The following is an 18,451-nucleotide window of genomic DNA, read 5'->3' on the forward strand; positions in this document are numbered from 1 at the left end:
GTCCACCGCTGCCGCCCCTTACTCCTCCCCGAGCCCCGACCGCAGCTGCGCGAAGGCGAGTTCGGCGGCTTCGACCGCACTGCCGTAAGCCTCGTCCGCGCTCTCCCCCGCGTCGATCCGCCGCCAGTTCTCCAGGCCCAGGATGCGCTGTACGGCGATGATCTGGCCCGCGGCCAGCCTGTCCCGTACCCGGTCGCCCAGCGCACGTGCGAGGGCCGCCTCCGAGCGGCCCTGGTAGGCGTACATGCGGGCCACCAGGGACGGCGTCCCGTACAGCAACCGCATGAACGCCAGCACCTGAGGCACATCACAGAGCCCGGTCACCGGGTCGCGCCGCTCCAGGCCGTCCAGGAAGTGACGGCGCAGGGCGTCCAGGGGGGACTCGGTGTCCGCGCGGGCGGCGACGACACGGGCCGCCTCGTCCTCATGGTCGGCGAACCGGTGCAGAGCCAGGTCCTCCTTGGTCGGAAAGTACCGGAACAGCGTCGGCTTGGAGATGTCCGCGGCGGCCGCCACCTCCGCCACCGAGACCTTGTCGAAGCCCCGCTCCAGGAACATCGCGATCGCGGCATCGGAGACCGCCTGGTACGTCAGCTGCTTCTTCCGCTCACGCAGGCTCATCGGCGCATGGGCCGCAGAGGCTGCGGGGGCCGTATGCACCGCCGCCCCGGGCCAGGGTTTCTCTCCGCTCATGACCATGAAGCGTACGCCTTGACCTCAACCGGACTTGACGTCCGAGGGCGGTCGGACGGGCGCCGGACGAGCCGGCCGCCGACAGCCGGAAGGTTGTGATCCAGATGCGTGCGGTGCTGGTCGGGGAGCTGGGCGGTCCGCAGGTGCTGGTGGCGGCTGAGTTGCCCGGACCGGTGGCGGGTCCGGGTGAGGTGGTGATCGAGGTGAGCCACGTTGACATCGGCTTCGTGGAGACCCGGATCCGTTCGGGTGGGACGATCGAGGCGCGCAGCCCGGGCGGCAAGGTGCCGCTCAGCGCGGAGGCCTGACGCCGGAACACAGAAGCCCGACGCCGGGGCACGCAGGCCCGGCATCGGGTGCGGAAGCGTTGTCCTCAGCGCGGGAAGCCCGACATCCGGCGGCGTGGGCCCGGCCTCGCCCCCTCAGTCCCGCGCCCTCGCCTCCACCAGGGCCGCGACCCCGTCCAGCACGCGTTCGAGCCCGAACCTGAACTCGTGGTCGGGCTCGTCCGGCGTCCCCATCACCTCGGACTTCAGCAGTCGGGAGAGCGACGGATGCCGTACGGGGTCGACGAGCCGGTCCAGGGTGCGGGCGTACCCGTCCATCACTTCCTGCGCCGGGATGCCGCGCGCCTCGACTGCGGCGGCGAGATCACCCGTCAGCAGCGCCTCGTTCCGTACGAACCCGCTGACCAGAAGGATGACGGAGACCTCCTCGCCGGCGCTCAGGCCGGTGCCTTCGAGAGCCTGGAGGCCCTGCTCCCACCAGGCGACGGAGTTCGGGCTGGCGGGCGGGCCCGAGATCGGGATGCGGAGCATCCACAGATTGCGGTGGAACACCCGGCGCTGCGCCCACGCCCACTGCGCGAGCGCCTCCCGCCAGCCGGTGCCGCTCTCCGGCGCGGGCAGCTGGGGCGGCGGACCCATCGCCGCCTCCTGCATCAGGACATAGAGCTCACCCTTGGCGGACACATACCGGTACAGCGACATCGTCGACGCGCCCAGATCCTTGGCGACCCGCCCCATCGAGACCGCCCCCAGCCCCTCGGACGCCGCCACCGCCACCGCGGCGTCCACGATGCGGGCCAGACTCAGCCCGGGCTTCGGCCCCTTGGCCGGGCGCTCCCGCAGCCCCCAGGCGGCCTCGATGCTGGCCGGCAGGCCCGTACCGCCCGACGGGCCCTTCTCTTCAGTCACCTGAAACCCCACCTTCCCTTGACGACCACCCTAGTTATTCGTAACCCTTACGCACTATTGCGTATGTCATACGCTGAAGGGATGGGCGCACCCATGACAGGCGTGATCGAGGCACACGGCCTCACCAGGTCACCGCCGCGGCCCGGCGCCCCACCCGTACGTACTCCGGAGGCATGCGGCGCAGGCTCGACCTGGCGGCAGGGCTCGTCGGCAGTCCGCAACCGGAGGTGTTCTTCCTCGACGAGCCGACAACCGGCCTCGACCCACGCAGCCGGCAGCAGCTCCGGCAGGTGGTCCGCGACCTCGTCAACCAGGGCGCCACCACCCAGTACCTGGAGGAGGCGGACCGGCCGGCCGACCGCATCGCCGTCCTCGACCGGGGACGAATCGTCGCCGAAGGAACGGCGGACGCGCTGAAGTCACGCGTCGCGGGACACCGAAGCCCTTGCCCCTCTCGCGCACGCCGCCACCACGACCGGGCGCTCCCTGCGCATCAGCAGACGCAACACAGACGCGGTCATCACCCGGCGGACATCGCTTGTGCGCGCTCGGAGGTCACGGAAGAACGCTACAACTCCGTTTGCCGCAAAGGTGGTTGGATCCGGACGGCTGTTTGACGGCAGACCCTAGAACACATCCGGGCACCAAGCCCGCCGCGCCGCCCGGAACATCCCTTCCGCCAGTGCCACCGCACCCGGCGTGAGTTCCTTGATGCGCCCCAGGGCCGCCAGTCGGGCCGGGGACTCGTCGCCCAGGTAGAGGGTCCCCAACTCCCGCACGTCCAGGGTGAGATCGGCGCCGGCCGTGGTGGGGGTGCAGGTGGCGCCGGACGGGGAGGTGTCGAGGCGGTAGCGGCCGGTGGTCAGGCCCGTGGCGTCGTGGATGTCCAGGGTCAGTGCGCCGGGTACCGCGTAGGAGCGGGCCTCCAGGGCGCGTACGACGTCCAGGACTCGTATCCACAGCCAGTCCGCCTGGGTCACGATGCGGGCCGCGCGCGGGTCCGGGAGGAGGAGGGGCAGCAGGTCGTCGGGGGCGCGACGGCCGGTGCGGACCGTGGTGATCCAGTCGATCGAGCAGACGAAGTGCCACAGCGCGCGCTCCGCGGCCGGGGTGACGGCGATCTGGCCGAGCACCGTGGCCCGGTTCAGCGGCTGCTTGGCGTCGCCCCAGTTGTCGTCGGCGCGGTATGCGATCAGGCCGTCGGGCTCGCCGTCCGCGTTGCTGTAGACGGCGTAGAAGGGCTCCGTCCAGGTCTCGGGGCCGAACAGGTTCTCGCCGGTGTTCACTTCCCACCAGCGTGTGTCGCGGCTGACCGCGCCGTGCTGCCGGGCGCGCAGCCGGTCGTGGAGGGCCGGGCCCAGTTTGCGTACGTCCGCGCCGCTCACCAGGTCGATCCGGCCGCCGTCCTGTGCGGAGGGCCCCGACCAGCGCGGGTCGAGGCCCGCCCGCGGTACGTCGATCTCCCACTCGGTGGTCCACGCCGCCGGGCCGAAACCGTACCGCCCGTAGATCGGGTACTCGGCGGCGATCAGCGTGGCGACCACGTCGCCGCGCTCCTTCGCCGCCGCCAGGTCCGTGGCCATCATCCGGCTGAGCAGCCCGCGACGGCGGTGCGTGGGAGACACCGTGACGTTGGAGACCGCGTCGGCCTGCACCGTGGCGCCGCCGACGACCGTGAGCTCCTGCGCGAACGAACGGAACGTGGCCACGCACCGCCCGCCGTCGAACGCACCCTGCGTACGGGCCAGGTCGGTATGCGGGAGGCGGCCGGCGACCTCCTCACCCGTCACCACCGGCGGGCGCAGAAAGCCGGTGTTCAGGGCCTGCAGCCAGCCGGGGTACTCGGATTCGGCGATCGCACGGACGTCAAGGCGCATGGACCCCACGCTAGATACCGGCTCGCCGAATGTCGCCCGGTTTTTCCGCCGACGGGGAATCCGGTCAGAACGCTGCCCGGATCTCGCCGACCTCGCCGCCGCCGCCCAGCAGAGGCGTGCGTCCGATCCGGGAGACCACCGGGGCGTCGATGCCGAGCAGACGCAGCGACTGTGCCAGCACCGGACCGAGTGCCCGCGTCGCACCGTCGTCGATCTTGAAGGCCAGTGCCCGGCCGTCCGCCAGTGCCACCGCCTGCACCGCCTCCGCGCCCATCTTGGAGAGCGTGCCCGGCACTTCCCGCATCAGCCAGGTGTCGGGACGGCGCGTTCCGGCCACGTACTCGGGGTGGGCCCGCATCGCGTCCCCGACCCGGCGCTCCGCCGACCCCGGCTCCGCCAGCACGAACGAACGGAAGGCCCGCGCCAGACCCACCAGGCTGATCGCCATCAGCGGAGCCCCGCACCCGTCCGTACCGACCGCCGCGACCGGCTCTCCGGCGGCCTCCTCGACCACCTGGTGGACCAGCTGCTGGAGCGGGTGCGACGGGTCGAGGTACGAGGCCCGGTCCCAGCCGTTCACCGCGCACACCGCGAGCATCGCCGCGTGCTTGCCGGAGCAGTTCATGGTGATCCGGTCCCGGACATGGCCCGCGGCGAGATACGCCTCCGCCTCCGCCGGATCCAGCGGCAGATCGGGCGGGGTCTGCAGATCGCCGGGCGTCAGTCCGTTCTCGGCGAGCATCGTGCGCACGAGTTCGAGGTGGAAGTCCTCGCCCGAATGGCTCGCGGCGGCCAGTGCCAGCCGTTCCCCGGACAGATCGAGCCCGGCCCGCAGCACCGCCGCGGCCTGCATCGGCTTGTTGGAGGAGCGCGGGAAGACCGGTGCCGCCGGGTCGCCCAGAACCCGCTCCACGCTGCCGTCGGCGGCCAGTACGACCAGCGAGCCCCGGTGCCGGCCCTCCACGAAGCCGGACCGTACGACCTCGGCCAGGACGGGGTGGGCGGGGGATATGGCGGAGGGAGCGGCGGGGGCGGCGCTGGAGGTCATGGTGGCCTTCCGGGACGGGCGGACCCGCCCCCGGAAGGGTCGCTTCAGGCGAGCAGGTCGTCTACTTGTGCTTCACCATCACGGTACCTGCGGGCGATCTCCGCACTGCAATCGTCAGCGGTCCGTTGCAGCTGGTGACGGCGTCGGGAGACCTGCTGTTCGTAGCGGACCAGGCGCCCCATCGCGGCGTGCAGCTCTTCGTCCGTACGGGCGTCGAGGTCGGAGAGTTCGACCTCGGCGAGCGTCTCGGCCGCCAGCCGGCGGTACTCGTCGCTGCGCGGTGTGGTGAGCGTGACATGCCTGGCGGAGGAGCGGTGCCGGGACGGGGTGTCGGCGAGGATCTCCGAGAGCCGGTCCACCACGGGTGTCTCCGGATCCAGCCTTCGGGCCAGCTCGGCCCGCAGGATGTCGATCCGCCCCTGGACCAGCCGCCGCACATAGCTGAGGTCGGCCTCGTCGCGCTGCGATTCGCGGCGCAGGGTGCGCAGCTCCGGCAGTCGCAGGCCGTCCAGCTCGGGCTGCGGTTCCGCGGACGGGCCGTCCACGGGACCGTGACCGGTTCGCTGCACGGGTGGGCGCATGGTGCTGGTGCTGGTACTGGTGCCGGTGCGCGCGCCCGGCACGGCACCGGGGGACTGCCCGGTTCCATGGGTACTCATGCTGTTGTCCATCCCCTCGACCGGTGCGTCGGCACACCGCCTTCCGAGCATGGTGCCACTCCCATGGGGCCTCTGTGGATGCTCTGTACCCGTTCAGCCCAAGATAGGTTGGTCTGTATGCGTGCAGTGGTACAGAGGGTGGATGGTGCGAGCGTCACGGTGTCCGAGGGCACGGGCGCGTCGGGCGGGCCCGAGGTGGTCGGCGAAATCGTCGGCGAGGGGCTGTGTGTGCTGGTGGGAGTCACCCACGGGGACACCGCGGAGAAGGCGGCACAGCTCGCCCGCAAGCTCTGGTCGGTCCGCATCCTGGAGGGCGAGAAGTCCTGCTCCGATGTGAATGCACCACTTCTGGTGATTTCGCAGTTCACTCTCTACGGGGACGCCCGGAAGGGGCGCAGGCCCACCTGGAACGCCGCGGCACCCGGCGAGATCGCCGAACCGCTGGTCGACGAGGTGGTGGCACAGCTGCGGGCACTGGGGGCGCAGGTGGAGACGGGCCGGTTCGGGGCGGACATGCGGGTCTCGCTCACGAACCATGGCCCGTTCACCGTCATCATCGAGGTCTGACCGGGCCGGATCCCGGTCAGGTCCGTGTCAGGTCTGAACCAGGTCGACCAGTCGGTGCAGACGGTCGCGCGTAGAGAATCTACGCACAGTTACGGCTCCACGACCGTCTCCTGGGCTGCGGCCGTGTCCCCTGCGAGCAGCTCCGCGTCCACCGCGACGTTCCGCTTGACCAGCGCCAGCGCGATCGGTCCCAGCTCGTGGTGGCGGGCGGACGTGGTGATGAAGCCCAGCTGACGGCCTTCGGCGCCGTCCGCGGCGAGCCGTACCGGTGTGCCGTGCCCGGGCAGGACGACCTCGCTGCCGTCGAGGTGCAGGAAGACCAGCCGCCGCGGCGGCTTGCCCAGGTTCTGCACCCGGGCCACGGTCTCCTGACCGCGGTAGCAGCCCTTCTGGAGGTGGACGGCGGTGCCGATCCAGCCCAGCTCGTGCGGGATGGTGCGGTGGTCGGTCTCGAAGCCGAGGCGCGGACGGTGCGCCTCGACGCGCAGCGCCTCGTACGCCAGGATGCCGGCCACGGGGCCGTGCCCGGCCGCGTACTTCTCCAGGTCGGCGCGGGGCAGGAACAGATCCCGGCCGTACGCCGTCTCCCGTACCGTCACGCCGTCCGGGACCTCCGCGATGGAGCCGGCCGGCAGGTACACCACGGCGAAGTCCTCGGTGCGGTCGGCGACTTCGACCCGGTAGAAGAATTTCATGGATTCCAGATAGGCGACGAGGTCGCCCTGCGTTCCCGGTTCGGCATGCATCCACACGGTCTCGCCGTCGTCGACGAGATAGAGGGCGTGCTCGATGTGCCCGTTCGCGGTGAGGATCAGGGCCTCGGTGGCCTGTCCCGGGGCGAGTTCGCTGACATGCTGGGTGAGCAGGAGATGCAGCCAGGCCAGCCGGTCGCTGCCGGTGACGGTGACGACGGCGCGGTGCGAGAGGTCGACGAGGCCGGAGCCGCCGGCGAGGGCGCGCTGCTCGCGGAACAGGTCACCGTAGTGCGCGGCGACGCCTTCGTCGCGGCCTTCGGCGGGGACGGCGCCGGGCAGGGACAGCAGGGGGCTCTTCATGCGACCAGCGTACGACGCGATTTAAGGCCGCCCTCCGGCTGCCGGTCGGCCGGAGGGGCCTAGGGCTTGGGATCGGCCGCGTCGGCCGTCCGGGCCGCACCCTCGGACGCCGCCTTCGCCGTGCAGTCGGCGCAGCGGCCGAAGATCGCGAAGTGCTTCATGTCCGTCTCGAAACCGAAGGTGCCCTGCAGCTTTGCGGTGAACTCGGCGACGACATCGACATCGGCCTCGATGACGTTCGTACAGTCGCGGCAGACCAGATGGATGTGGTGGTGGCGGTCGGCCAGATGGTACGTCGGTGCCCCGTGGCCCAGATGGGCGTGGCTGACCAGCTCCAGCTCCTCCAGGAGCTCCAGCGTCCGGTAGACGGTGGAGATGTTCACCCCGGACGCGGTCCTGCGCACCTCGGAGAGGATGTCGTCGGGCGTCGCGTGTTCCAGCGTGTCGACGGCTTCCAGGACAAGCTGCCGCTGCGGCGTCAGACGATAGCCGCGCTGCCGGAGATCGGTCTTCCAGTCGGTGCTCACCACAGGCCCAGTGTAGGACCGGGTGAGCACCTGCCCGCAGCTTTGTACGAGGGGAAACCCGTGAACGGGCCGGACTACTTGAAGAAGGCGATGCCGTCGTCCGGCAGGTCGCCGAGGCCCTTCGCCATCGCCTCGACCTCTTCCGGGGTGACGGTCTTCTTCAGATGCGCCGACATGTACGGGCGCAGCTCCACCTCGGGGGTGGCCTTCTCGCCGACCCACATCAGGTCGCTCTTCACATAGCCGTAGAGACGCTTGCCGCCGCTGTACGGGCCGGAGGCCGCGGTCCGGGCCACCGCGTCGGTGACCAGGTCGATCTGCGGCTTCTGGTCGGCCAGCTCGCCGTACCAGATCTCTATGACGCCCTGGTCGCGGACCATGACGACCTCGACCTTGCGGTCCTTGTCGATGCGCCAGTAGCCGGACTCGGACTCCAGCGGCTTGACCTTCTTGCCCTCGGAGTCGAGCACCCAGGTGTGCGAGACGTACTCCAGGAAGTCCCGGCCGTCGTGGCTGAAGGAGACTTCCTGGCCGAAGTTGCACTGCTCGGCGCCGGGGAAGTCGGAGACACCGGCGCCCGCCCAGTTGCCGAGGAGGAAGGCCAGCGGGACGAGGTCCGGGTGGAGGTCGGACGGGATCTCGATCATGAGCGGCTCAGACGATCTGTGAGGTGGGGGCGGGTGACTGCGGACGTGACACATCGGGCACGAGTGTCACGTTCGTGACGGGGGTACCGGCGCGGACGGAGGCGAGGGCAGCGAGGGTCAGCGCTGACCCTGGTACAGCTTCTTCACGGTCACGCCGGCGAAGGCGATAACGCCGACGCAGACCAGGACCAGCAGGGCGGAGAAGAATGCCTCAAGCACGGGAGCTCCTTGGAACGAGCGGTATGGCAGCAATACGGGGCCGGGCCCCAGCCTAATGGGTTGGGGCCCGGCCCGTCGGTTCGGGGTTTGCCCGGGGATCGCCGAGAGGCAGGTCAGCCCAGCAGCTGGTTCTGCAGGATCAGCGTCTGGCGGAACGGAACGCTCCGAGTGCCCTCCTCGCCCTTGCGGGACTGGACGACGAGGGCGAGCGTGTCGCCGGCGACCAGGTAACCCTGGCGGACCTGCGCCTCGCCGTACGGCTTCGCCTCGTCGTACGCGTACGACGCGGTGCCCTCCACCTTGCCGCCACCGCTCCAGCCTTCGTCGAGAACCGTCTCGGGCGCCCCGACGAGCGGCACCCCGGATCCGCTGCCGGAGACCGAGTCCATGAAGTACTGGGCGAAGGCCGTCGAGTTGAACTGGACGAGATAGATCCGGGTCGACGTGCCGTCCGGCATGGTCCAGCCGCGGGCCGCGACGTGCCGCGGAGCGGAGTCCTTCAGTATCTGTGTGATGTCGGAGCGCTCGCCCTTCACATACTCGGAGAGGTACTGCTCCGTGCTCACCCAGCCTCCGTCGAGCTTTTTGTCCACGGTTGCTCCGGCCGGGGCGGGCAGCAGCAGACGCCGCAGGTCGGCGTAGTGGATCTCGGCGACATTGCCGTCGCTGAACGGGCGGGGCGAACCGGCCGACAGCGCGGGCAGTCCCAGCTCGGGGTAGTCCCAGCGGCCGTCGCTCTCGGTGGCCAGACCGGGCACGTCGGTGCGCTCCATCGAGGTGATGCCGAAGGCCGTACCGGCGCCGAGACCCCCGAGGACCAGGGCGGCGACGGTCCACCGGGCGACAGCCCGCAGGACGCGCCGGGGCGGCTCGGGCACCGGCGGCGGGGCCGACGAAGGCTCTGGCACCCGCGGCGGGGCCGACGGAGGCTCGGGCGCCTGCGGTACGGGGGTGGCCTCGGCGGGCACGGGCGCGGCGGGCGTTTCCGTCGTCTGCTCGGTCATACGTACTCCCCCGGAGACGTGATGTGGTTGAGCTGGTCCTTCAGCAATTCGGCGACGGCCGCCCGGTCGAAGGGCACGGTGCCGGATGCCGAGACACTGATGCTCAGCTCGCCGTCGTACGCCATGCACTCCATGGACACGATGGAGTCCTCGCCGCCTTCGCTGTCCTTGCGCAGGAGGAAGCACTTGGCGTTCCTCGTGTGCCCCTGGATCTTCGGCCCCTGGCGGAAGATGCCGATGGTCTCGAAGAGATCCGACCTGACGTCGTAGAGGTTGCGGACCGCCTTCTTGTCCTTCATCCGCATGATCTGTGTTTTCACCAGCAGGTCGTTGCCGTCCGATGTATAGGAACGGACGGCGGTGCCCTCGATACGGAGCTTGTCGACCCGCTTCTCGTAGGCCCGGCGCTCCTTGCCCGCGAGACCGTGGGCGTTCTCCTTCACCGCGGCGGCCGCCTTCTTGCCGCTCTGCTCGCTGTCGTTGCCCATCTCCCCCATGTCGGGGCCGAGCCGGTAGCCGGTCGGGACCGGCAGCAGCAGCTTGCTGAGCTCGGTGGAGGCCCGGCCCCGGGCCACATCGCCGGCCGGGTCCTTGCCGGGCTTGTGCGCGGGCTCCTGCCAGAGGCCGGTCCTGACGCTGCGGTCGGCGTTGTCCACCGTGCTCCTGGTGTACGCAGCCGCACCGCCGACCGCGGCGATCACCAGCACGACGGGAAGCGCCGTGAGGATCACCCGGCGTGCCCGGCCGGAGGCGGCCGGGGGAAGCGGGGCGGCGGTACCGGGAGCGTCGGCGCTCTCGTCCGGCGTGGTCACCTGCGTGGTCACGTCGTTCACAGGCGCTCCAGCTGTCGCTCGGCCAGCGTCCGGATGTCCTTCTTGCTGATCGGTACGGTGTCGTAGATGTGGATGTCGGCCATGATGTCGCCGCGGTACACGGTGGCCCTGGCGTGGTAGGACGGCAGATAGCCCGGCTTCCGGTCGACCTCGTAGAGGTAGTAGCGGCCGTTGCCGCTGCCCTTGAGCGGATCACCGTCGTTGCCCGCACCGTTCTCGGTTCCGGACATGTACGAAAGCTGGCCCTCCGCGAAGTCCTGGGCCCCCTGGACGGTTCCCGAGCCGAACTGCACGAGATTCGTCTCGGCGGTGCGGTACTGCCCGCGCTTCCAGTTGGCGCTCGCGATCCGGCGGATGTCGGACTCCAGGAAGTACTCGTACATGGGTCCCTTGTCCTTGAAGGAGAGGGCGTACTCGTCCACGTCCACCCATCCGTCGCTGAGGCCCAGCGCCTGCTTGTCGTCGCTCCAGCCCGCGGGCCTGTCGGCGATCAGCTTGCGCAGGTCGCCGTCCGTCCCGACCCGACGGTCCTGTGACGCGGGCAGCGGGTCGGGGACCTTGCCCGGGGGCAGCGCCTTCGCCGGGTAGGCCAGATCGGGCTGCGACAGGGCGGGCAGCGGTGTCGGGGCCCGTCCGGCCTGCACGTCGTAGCCCACGGCGGTGCCGCCGGCGATACCGAGCACCGCGGCAGCGGCGATCAGCAGAGCCGTACGCCCGCGCGGGCGCCTCGCGACGGGCGCTGCGGCCACAGGGGCGGGTGCGAACTCGGGCGCGGACTCGGGCCCGGACTCGGGCCCGGACTCGGGCCCGGACTCGGGCCCGGACTCGGGCCCGGCCGCAGGCACGGTCACCGGCCCGGACTCGACCGCGGGCTCGGCCACCGGCTCGGGTGGCTCTGCGGCGCCGGCCGGTGCCTCTTCCCCGGCGAGCGTCCCGGCCTGCCCGTCAGAAATGGTGTCTTTCGGTTCCAATTGGGGTCCCCCCACGAGACCAGAGGCGCTGATTCCGTTATCCGCGCACACACCTGACTGCCACCGAGGAGATGAGGTTGCCCGCCCGACGATTACAGTTCGGCATATGCCGAAGAAGCTCGTGATCAAGGTGACTGCCGGTGCCGACTCAGCCGAGCGCTGCTCACAGGCGTTCACGGTGGCCGCGGTCGCCGTCGCCAGCGGCGTGGAGGTCTCGCTCTGGCTGACCGGTGAATCCTCATGGTTCGCTCTGCCGGGGCGCGCCGCGGAGTTCGAACTTCCGCATGCCGCGCCGCTGCCGGATCTGATCGAGTCGATCCAGGCGGGCGGGCAGATCACCCTGTGCACGCAGTGCGCGGCCCGTCGCGACATCACCGAGCAGGACGTCCTGAAGGGCGTACGGATCGCCGGCGCCCAGGTCTTCGTCAGCGAGATCATGGCCGAGGGCGTCCAGGCCCTCGTCTACTGACGCGCCCCGCGCCGTACCCGCTACTGACGCTTCTTGCCGTCGAGCTCGTCCCACCACTCGTCGGACTTCGGGTCGCCCGACGGGTCGTCCCACCAGCGGTCCTCCGGACCCCGGCGGTTGGCGACCATGGCCGCGACGGGCGGGATGACCATGGCGACCACGCACATCGCTATCGCGGCGGGCATCGACCACAGCCTGACAAAGGACCAGGCCGACACGAAGAGGACGATGCAGCCGCCCATCATGAGGAAATAGCCGCGACGGCGTCGGGCGTACATGACTCAAGCGTAGGCCCGTTTCCGCCCACGCGAACGGCACGAAGGGCCGTACCCCACTTCGGAAGGCGTCCAACCCCCGGGGTACGGCCCTTCGGCCGGTAAGGCGTCGCGGGAGCCCCGGGCCGGTCCGACGGACACAGTCCGGCGCGGCGGCTCGGAGTCCGCGAAGCGGCACGAGGCCGCGTTCGGAACTAGACGGCGATCGCGACCTCGGAGAGGCCACCGGTCTGCGCCACGACCGTGCGGTCGGCGCTGCCGCCCGGGACGAGGGCGCGCAGCGTCCACGTGCCCTCGGCCGCGTAGAACCGGAACTGTCCGGTCGCCGAGGTCGGGACCTCTGCGGTGAACTCGCCGGTCGAGTCCAGCAGGCGCACGTAACCGGTGACGGGTTCGCCGTCACGGGTCACGCTGCCCTGGATGGTGGTCTCACCGGGCTTGATGGTCGAAGCGTCGGGGCCGCCGGCCTTTGCTCCACACATGGTGTTCTGTCCTTCTGGTCGGGGGTCGTGCTGGTCCGGGTCGTGCGGAGTTACTTGTTGGCGCCGAGCTCGATCGGCACACCCACGAGGGAGCCGTACTCGGTCCACGAACCGTCGTAGTTCTTGACGTTCTCCTGGCCGAGCAGCTGGTGCAGCACGAACCAGGTGAGCGCGGAGCGCTCGCCGATACGGCAGTACGCGATGGTGTCCTTCGCCAGGTCGACCTGCTCGTCCTCGTAGAGGGCCTTGAGCTCGTCGTCCGACTTGAAGGTGCCGTCGTCGTTGGCGTTCTTCGACCACGGGATGTTGCGGGCGGTCGGCACGTGGCCGGGGCGCTGGGACTGCTCCTGCGGGAGGTGCGCCGGGGCGAGCAGCTTGCCGCTGAACTCGTCGGGCGAACGCACGTCGACCAGGTTCTGGCTGCCGATCGCCTTCACGACGTCGTCGCGGTAGGCGCGGATCGACTCGTCCTGCGGCTGGGCCTTGTACTCGGTGGCCGGGCGCGACGGGATCCGGTCGCCGTCCACCAGGTCGCGGGAGTCGAGCTCCCACTTCTTGCGGCCGCCGTCGAGCAGGCGGACGTCCTGGTGACCGTAGAGCTTGAAGTACCAGAACGCGTAGGACGCGAACCAGTTGTTGTTGCCGCCGTACAGGACGACAGTGGTGTCGTTGCCGATGCCCTTCTCGGACAGCAGCTTCTCGAAACCTGCCTGGTCGATGAAGTCACGGCGGACCGGGTCCTGGAGGTCCTTGGTCCAGTCGATCCGGATCGCGTTCTTGATGTGGTTCTTCTCGTACGCCGAGGTGTCCTCGTCGACCTCGACGAGAGCAATCTTCGGGTCGTCGAGGTGGGCCTCGACCCAGTCGGCGTCTACCAGGACGTCACTGCGGCTCATTCTGTTCTCCTCCGGGGCAGTCTGCGGCGAGATGGTGCGAGACGGTGCGTGATGCGGATGTACGGCGGCACAGGGTGCGGCGCACGTGCACAGGCAATCGGGATGGGCCCTGACAGCGGTCGAAGGGCCGGGGAATGCGGGGTGCCGAAGGCTCCCGCTCAGACAGTGCGACAGAGCATGGCGGCGACGCGGCACAGGTCCACTGCCCGCCGCTTCGTGAGATCCGCCCGTCCCCGCTGTGGGAGACCGCCAATAGAGCACTGCATGGGACCGATCGTAGGGAGGTGCGGGCGGGCATGTCACCGCCGTGTCGCATCATGAGACGCGATCGCCCATGATGCGAGACACGAATGGCCTACCGGCTTCCCCCGCGCCGGTCCCTCGCCGTCGGCGCCCGTCGGTCATCTGCGGATCGGACGCAGTCGTCTCAATATGTGGGTGCGCAGGGTTGTTGAAGCCCCGTTCGCCGATCGGTCCTATCCGGCGAGCTGTATGTCCGTGCCCGTCACCGAGATCTCCAGGCCGTCGGCGGTCGGCTGGATCTTCTGCAGCTTCAGACCGCTGGGCAGACCGCCGACCTCCCGCTCGAAGTCGGTCTTCTCGCGCACCAGACCCTCCAGCCCCGGGATGCCCTCGCCCGGCACCTTGTCCGCGTGCACCTTGATCGTGTGGCCGTCGACCAGAGTGACGGTGGAGAGCACACTGCGCGAGAGCGGGCTGCCGAGGACATCGACCGTGCCGGTCACCTTCACCTTGCCGTTGCCGCCGTACTCGACGACGACGCCGTCGCTGGCGGCCTTGGTCAGGTCCTCGTACGAGATGACGGCGGTGCCGGTGGCCCGGGCAGCGGTGGCGCTGGAGTAGCCGTCGGCGAGCTTCACCTCGTGCAGCGCGGCGTTCATCCGGCTGATCCGGATCTTGCGGCCGTTGGCGTCGGTCTCGATGCCGGTGATCTCGACGTCGACCTCGTCGAGCTGGTCTCCGGCGACCTGCGTCAGGAACGGGAATCCCTTGATGGAGACGTCCGTCGAGCCGATCGTGGCGCCGGTGACCTGGACCCGCCCCTCGACCTCCGACTCGGCGAAATACACCGCCGCCCGGTCGACGGCGACGAAGATCCCGCCCAGAACCACCACTGTCACCAGCAGTATTCGCAGTGCACGCATGCCCGCTCTTCCCCCACCCTGAATCCGGCCGGACCCCTGGCGCCCGCGCGTCCACTATGGATGCACAGCGCGCCCGGGGTGATCGACGAGCGGTCACCCCCCTTCGGTTCCCGGGGGGGCGATACCGTTCCGCGCTACGAGATCGCGCGGCCGATCAGATAGACGGCGGGGGCCGCGGCGGTGAGCGGCAGTGCCACACCGGCCGTCATGTGGACGAACCGTGACGGGTAGTCGTAGCTCGCCACCCGCAGTCCGATCAGTGCGCAACCGCCCGCCGTGAGGCCGAGCAGCGCACCCTTCGTACCGAAGTCGGTGAACGCCCCCGCCGCCGCACCGGCGCCCGCGGCAGCGAGCAGCGCCACCACGACCGAGGCAGGTCCGGGCAGCGGCAGTGCGCGGACGAGCACGGCGACCGCGACGGCCACCCCGCCCACCGTCACCGCGTCCGGAACCGCCGCGAGATGTCCTGCGGCCAGGACGGAGAGGGCGGCCGACGCGACGGTGGCCATCAGCCCCTGCATCCGCTCGTCGGCGCTCGCGTGACTGCGCAGTTGGAGGACCACGGTGAGCAGCACCCAGATGCCGAGGGTGCCGAGGATTGCGGCCGGTCCGTTCTCGCGGCCCGCGGCGAGCAGTGCGATGTCGGCCACGAAGCCGCCGGCGAACGCGAGCGCGATGCCCTGCCGGGCCGGCCACATGCCGTTGAGCCGGAACCAGCCGGCCGCGGTCACGGCCTGAAGCAGCACCAGGGGTACGACCAGGGCGTACGGCCCGATCGCGGCGCCGAGGGCGAGCAGCAGCCCGAGTCCCGCGGTGATCGCGGCGGGCTGCATACCCGGCGCGATGATCGGCGAACGGCCCTCGGCGCGGGCGCGCTGGGCATCGGTGATGCGGCTGTTGCCCAGGGTGGTGGGCGCGCTGTAACCGGCGGCATCGTGCGCGGATGCGGTGGCGGCCGGAGCCTCGTCGGCGGGTGCGGCCGCCCGGACCGGCTCGGCGGCGACGGGCGCGACGGGGGCCTCGGGAGGCAGCGGGTAGGAACCGGAGGCACCCTGCGGCTGCGGATGAGGCGGCGGATAACCGGTCTCGGCGGCGGCCGGAACGGGCTGCTGCACCGGCTGGGCGGGCTGACCAGGCTGAATGGTCGGCTGGTACTGGGTGTCCCAGGTCTGGCCCTCCCAGGTCTGGGTGACACCGGGATCCTGTGGGCCGTGTCCAGCAGGCGCGGCGGGCTCCTGCATGTGCCCGGCCGGCCACGCGGGCCCGGGGTTCGCCCGGGGTGCCTGGTTCGGGTCGTACGGGCCGTGCGCCTGTTGCGGGGCTCCGTACGGGGCCTGCTGACCGTACGACTGCGCGCCGTAGGACTCGCCCGCGTACGACTGCTGACCGTAGGACCGGTCGCCGTAGGACTGATCCGCGTAGGACTGGTCGCCGTACGCCTGCTCCCCGTACGGCTGCGCAGACTGCGGCTCCTGGCCGTTCAGCGGGTCGTACCCGTAGCGCGGGTCGTGTCCGTACGGATGCTGCTGATCGTTGCTGCTCATGTTCTGCGGTTCACCCTCCTGCGAACGGCGGGAGCACCTCGACCGTGCCGCCCTCGGCAAGGCGTACGGTCTCATGACTGCGGGTTCCCACGGGGGCACCGTCGATGAGGAACGAGCACCTTTGCAGCACTCGGGTGAGCTCACCGGGGTGCCGCTCACGCACCGCGTCGAGTGCCTCGGCGAGGGTCGCGGCTGTGTACGGCTCCTCCGCGGTCCCGGCGGCGGCCTTGGCGGCGGCCCAGTAGCGGATCGTTCCGGCAGGCATGACGGCGTTCCTCTCGTCTCGCATCAGCTGTCCATCATGAATCACCGCGCCACCGCCCAGTCGCCGATGCGGGTGAGCAAGCTCTCGTCGGCGGCGTTCTCGGCATGGCCCATGCCGCGCTCCAGCCACAGCTCGGCGCCGTCGCCCGCCGCGTCCGCAAGCATCCGGGGGTGGTCCAGCGGGAAGTACGGGTCCTGGTCGCCGTGCACGATCAGCAGCGGGGCCGGGGCGATCAGCCCGGCCGCCTCGACGGGCGGGAGCGGTACCGGATTCCAGTCGTTCCGGTCGATCCTGGTGCGGAACCCGTAGCGGCCGACCAGCCGGCCGACGGGTCGGGTGACCACCCAGTGCAGGCGGCGCATCGGAGCCGTGCCCCGGTAGTACCAGCGGGCAGGGGCGCTCACGGCCACCACCGCATCCGCGTGCGCCTCGTTGCGCGCCTCAATACGCCCCTCGCGCTCCGCAACACCACCGGCTTCCGCGCCGGCCGTTGATCGTCCCGTATACAGCGCCCCGTGCCGCAGCACCACGGAACCGCCCATCGAAAACCCGACGGTCACGATCCGCCGATGTCCGAGCGCCCGCGCCCACTCCACCGCAGCCGCGAGATCCAGCACCTCGCGGTCGCCCACCGTCGACCGCCCGCCGGACCCGCCGTGCCCCCGGAAGGAGAACGTGATCACGGCCGCACGCCGGGCGAACACCCCGGCCGCACGCCGCACCGCGGGCCGGTCCGCCGATCCGGTGAAACCGTGCGCGACCACGATCGCAGTACTGTCGAAGGATGTTTCCGCAGCAGTCCCGGCATCTGCCGTACACGGCTGGTACACCGCCTCGATTTGTACCCCGTCATCGGTCCGCAATGTGGTGCGCAGTGGACCCGGCGTGATCAAGGAAACAGAAGAACTCCGAAATCGCCCCTCGGACACTGAACTCATGTGGGCTATTCTGCTGGGAAGAGGATCCGGGCAAAGCAGCCCCCGGGTCCTTTTGTGCTTTCCAAGCGTTGTTACGGCGACGTTTCCACAAGCTCAGCGGTCCCAGGGCGCGGGACCGCACCCGTAAAACCCGTATGACGAACGTCGTACGGCAAGCAGTGCGAAAGCCAGCACGAAACGTACGAAGAAGTGCCGCATACTCCCCCGGGCCCGAGCCCGGGAGTGCCCCTCTCGCAGGGAACGAGGAGGACCGACGTAATGGGCGAGCGAACCGTGCACGATCATCGACCGACGACCCAGGCAGGTGGGCGGCGATGAGTTCACTGCTGCTCCTGACGAATGCCCTTCAACCGTCGACGGAGGTGCTTCCGGCCCTCGGTCTCCTGCTGCACAGCGTGCGTGTGGCGCCGGCCGAAGGCCCCGCTCTCGTCGACACCCCCGGTGCCGACGTCATCCTGATCGACGGCCGCCGCGATCTGCCGCAGGTGCGGTCGCTGTGCCAGCTGCTGCGGTCCACCGGACCGGGCTGTCCGCTGATCCTCGTCGTGACGGAGGGCGGTCTCGCGGCCGTCACCGCCGACTGGGGCATCGACGACGTGCTGCTGGACACGGCGGGCCCGGCCGAGGTCGAGGCCCGGCTGCGGCTGGCCACCGGCCGGCAGCAGATCAGCGCCGACGACTCCCCGATGGAGATCCGCAACGGCGATCTGTCGGTCGACGAAGCGACGTACAGCGCGAAGCTGAAGGGCCGGGTTCTGGACCTGACCTTCAAGGAATTCGAACTGCTCAAATATCTGGCACAGCACCCGGGCCGGGTCTTCACCCGCGCCCAGCTGCTCCAGGAGGTCTGGGGCTACGACTACTTCGGCGGTACTCGGACGGTCGACGTCCATGTGCGGCGGCTGCGCGCCAAGCTCGGCCCCGAACACGAGTCGCTGATCGGTACGGTCCGCAACGTCGGCTACCGCTTCGTCGCACCGGAGAAGGTGGAGCGTGCCGCCGAGGGGGCCAAGGCGCAGGCCGCGGCGAAGGCGGCCGCCGAACCCGTAATCCGTCCGGAGCGGACGACGGTGGCCGAGGTCGTCGAAGAAGCCCCGGTCCGGCCTGCCAACCGGTAGGT

At 70.3% G+C, this 18,451-nt stretch carries 23 protein-coding genes and 1 pseudogene; 5 read left to right on the forward strand and 19 right to left on the reverse strand.

Features of this window, described 5'->3' with window-relative positions; translation table 11 throughout:
* Positions 1-18: 18 nt before the first annotated feature.
* A complete protein-coding gene (locus tag ACFVYE_RS29340) occupies positions 19-699 on the reverse strand; it encodes a TetR family transcriptional regulator (RefSeq protein ID WP_389607688.1) in 681 nt (226 codons plus the stop codon).
* Positions 700-797: 98 nt separating this feature from the next.
* Between ACFVYE_RS29340 and ACFVYE_RS29345 the strand changes: the two genes are divergently transcribed.
* Positions 798-1,001: a hypothetical protein gene (locus ACFVYE_RS29345; RefSeq protein ID WP_383959907.1), complete on the forward strand. Its 204-nt coding sequence runs from the start codon at positions 798-800 to the stop codon at positions 999-1,001.
* Between the two features lie 114 nt (positions 1,002-1,115).
* Here the strand turns inward: ACFVYE_RS29345 and ACFVYE_RS29350 are convergent, their stop codons facing one another.
* Positions 1,116-1,889 carry a TetR/AcrR family transcriptional regulator gene (locus tag ACFVYE_RS29350; RefSeq protein WP_383959905.1) on the reverse strand — a complete coding sequence of 258 codons (774 nt, stop codon included), beginning with the start codon at positions 1,887-1,889 and terminating at the stop codon, positions 1,116-1,118.
* Positions 1,890-2,017: 128 nt separating this feature from the next.
* Between ACFVYE_RS29350 and ACFVYE_RS29355 the strand changes: the two are divergent.
* A pseudogene (locus tag ACFVYE_RS29355) lies at positions 2,018-2,329 on the forward strand (ABC transporter); the annotation flags it as partial.
* Positions 2,330-2,515: 186 nt separating this feature from the next.
* On the opposite strand, the gene ACFVYE_RS29360 reads toward ACFVYE_RS29355, so the two are convergent.
* From ACFVYE_RS29360 to ACFVYE_RS29370, 3 genes are all read right to left on the reverse strand, one after another.
* Complete coding sequence (locus tag ACFVYE_RS29360) at positions 2,516-3,766, reverse strand: GNAT family N-acetyltransferase (protein WP_383959903.1); 1,251 nt, start codon at positions 3,764-3,766, stop codon at positions 2,516-2,518.
* Between the two features lie 64 nt (positions 3,767-3,830).
* Positions 3,831-4,814, reverse strand: a complete 984-nt coding sequence (locus ACFVYE_RS29365) for an asparaginase (protein WP_389607689.1) — start codon at positions 4,812-4,814, stop codon at positions 3,831-3,833.
* 44 nt (positions 4,815-4,858) lie between these two features.
* Positions 4,859-5,473 carry an ABC transporter substrate-binding protein gene (locus ACFVYE_RS29370; protein WP_383959899.1) on the reverse strand — a complete coding sequence of 205 codons (615 nt, stop codon included), beginning with the start codon at positions 5,471-5,473 and terminating at the stop codon, positions 4,859-4,861.
* A gap of 117 nt (positions 5,474-5,590) precedes the next feature.
* Between ACFVYE_RS29370 and dtd the strand changes: the two genes are divergently transcribed.
* Positions 5,591-6,040 (forward strand): D-aminoacyl-tRNA deacylase, encoded by a 450-nt coding sequence (gene dtd, locus ACFVYE_RS29375; RefSeq protein ID WP_389607690.1) that lies wholly within the window; start codon positions 5,591-5,593, stop codon positions 6,038-6,040.
* 89 nt (positions 6,041-6,129) lie between these two features.
* On the opposite strand, the gene ACFVYE_RS29380 is transcribed toward dtd, so the two are convergent.
* The 6 genes from ACFVYE_RS29380 to ACFVYE_RS29405 all read right to left on the reverse strand — a co-directional run bounded on the left by ACFVYE_RS29380 (position 6,130) and on the right by ACFVYE_RS29405 (position 11,296).
* Positions 6,130-7,095, reverse strand: coding sequence for a YgfZ/GcvT domain-containing protein (locus ACFVYE_RS29380; RefSeq protein ID WP_383959895.1), 966 nt, complete (start codon positions 7,093-7,095; stop codon positions 6,130-6,132).
* Between the two features lie 59 nt (positions 7,096-7,154).
* Positions 7,155-7,625, reverse strand: a complete 471-nt coding sequence (locus tag ACFVYE_RS29385; protein ID WP_189279682.1) for a Fur family transcriptional regulator — start codon at positions 7,623-7,625, stop codon at positions 7,155-7,157.
* Positions 7,626-7,696: 71 nt separating this feature from the next.
* Positions 7,697-8,269, reverse strand: coding sequence for an FABP family protein (locus ACFVYE_RS29390; RefSeq protein ID WP_383959893.1), 573 nt, complete (start codon positions 8,267-8,269; stop codon positions 7,697-7,699).
* A 332-nt stretch (positions 8,270-8,601) separates the two neighbouring features.
* A complete protein-coding gene (locus ACFVYE_RS29395; RefSeq protein ID WP_389607691.1) occupies positions 8,602-9,492 on the reverse strand; it encodes a hypothetical protein in 891 nt (296 codons plus the stop codon).
* A complete protein-coding gene (locus ACFVYE_RS29400) occupies positions 9,489-10,325 on the reverse strand; it encodes a hypothetical protein (protein ID WP_383959889.1) in 837 nt (278 codons plus the stop codon). The genes ACFVYE_RS29395 and ACFVYE_RS29400 overlap by 4 nt, the downstream gene beginning before the upstream one ends.
* On the reverse strand, positions 10,322-11,296 hold the full coding sequence (locus ACFVYE_RS29405; RefSeq protein WP_389607692.1) for a hypothetical protein: 975 nt from the start codon (positions 11,294-11,296) through the stop codon (positions 10,322-10,324). Before ACFVYE_RS29405 ends, ACFVYE_RS29400 begins: the two co-directional genes overlap by 4 nt.
* A 106-nt stretch (positions 11,297-11,402) precedes the next feature.
* Here ACFVYE_RS29405 and ACFVYE_RS29410 point away from each other — a divergent pair, with 106 nt between their 5' ends.
* Positions 11,403-11,765 (forward strand): DsrE family protein, encoded by a 363-nt coding sequence (locus tag ACFVYE_RS29410; protein WP_383959886.1) that lies wholly within the window; start codon positions 11,403-11,405, stop codon positions 11,763-11,765.
* 20 nt (positions 11,766-11,785) lie between these two features.
* On the opposite strand, the gene ACFVYE_RS29415 is transcribed toward ACFVYE_RS29410, so the two are convergent.
* The 8 genes from ACFVYE_RS29415 to ACFVYE_RS29450 form a co-directional block, all read right to left on the reverse strand.
* Positions 11,786-12,043 (reverse strand): DUF3099 domain-containing protein, encoded by a 258-nt coding sequence (locus ACFVYE_RS29415; RefSeq protein WP_383959884.1) that lies wholly within the window; start codon positions 12,041-12,043, stop codon positions 11,786-11,788.
* Between the two features lie 191 nt (positions 12,044-12,234).
* Entirely contained in the window at positions 12,235-12,522 is a 288-nt protein-coding gene (locus tag ACFVYE_RS29420) for a DUF1416 domain-containing protein (protein WP_018490348.1), read from the reverse strand.
* 50 nt (positions 12,523-12,572) lie between these two features.
* Positions 12,573-13,418, reverse strand: a complete 846-nt coding sequence (locus ACFVYE_RS29425) for a sulfurtransferase (RefSeq protein ID WP_389607693.1) — start codon at positions 13,416-13,418, stop codon at positions 12,573-12,575.
* Positions 13,419-13,576: 158 nt separating this feature from the next.
* Positions 13,577-13,684 carry a putative leader peptide gene (locus tag ACFVYE_RS29430; RefSeq protein WP_350983699.1) on the reverse strand — a complete coding sequence of 36 codons (108 nt, stop codon included), beginning with the start codon at positions 13,682-13,684 and terminating at the stop codon, positions 13,577-13,579.
* 210 nt (positions 13,685-13,894) lie between these two features.
* Positions 13,895-14,584 (reverse strand): DUF2993 domain-containing protein, encoded by a 690-nt coding sequence (locus ACFVYE_RS29435; protein WP_383959880.1) that lies wholly within the window; start codon positions 14,582-14,584, stop codon positions 13,895-13,897.
* A 134-nt stretch (positions 14,585-14,718) separates the two neighbouring features.
* Positions 14,719-16,128, reverse strand: a complete 1,410-nt coding sequence (locus tag ACFVYE_RS29440) for a hypothetical protein (RefSeq protein WP_389607694.1) — start codon at positions 16,126-16,128, stop codon at positions 14,719-14,721.
* A gap of 10 nt (positions 16,129-16,138) precedes the next feature.
* Positions 16,139-16,393 carry a MoaD/ThiS family protein gene (locus ACFVYE_RS29445; RefSeq protein ID WP_093899708.1) on the reverse strand — a complete coding sequence of 85 codons (255 nt, stop codon included), beginning with the start codon at positions 16,391-16,393 and terminating at the stop codon, positions 16,139-16,141.
* A gap of 41 nt (positions 16,394-16,434) precedes the next feature.
* Positions 16,435-17,331 (reverse strand): alpha/beta hydrolase family protein, encoded by an 897-nt coding sequence (locus ACFVYE_RS29450; protein ID WP_383959876.1) that lies wholly within the window; start codon positions 17,329-17,331, stop codon positions 16,435-16,437.
* A gap of 314 nt (positions 17,332-17,645) precedes the next feature.
* Between ACFVYE_RS29450 and ACFVYE_RS29455 the strand changes: the two genes are divergently transcribed.
* The gene (locus tag ACFVYE_RS29455) at positions 17,646-18,449 is read left to right on the forward strand and encodes a response regulator transcription factor (RefSeq protein WP_383959874.1); all 804 of its coding nucleotides are present in this window, start codon (positions 17,646-17,648) and stop codon (positions 18,447-18,449) included.
* The last annotated feature ends 2 nt before the right edge of the window (positions 18,450-18,451 follow it).

It is taken from the genome of Streptomyces sp. NPDC058239, assembly GCF_042882185.1.
Classification (GTDB): Bacteria; Actinomycetota; Actinomycetes; order Streptomycetales; family Streptomycetaceae; genus Streptomyces.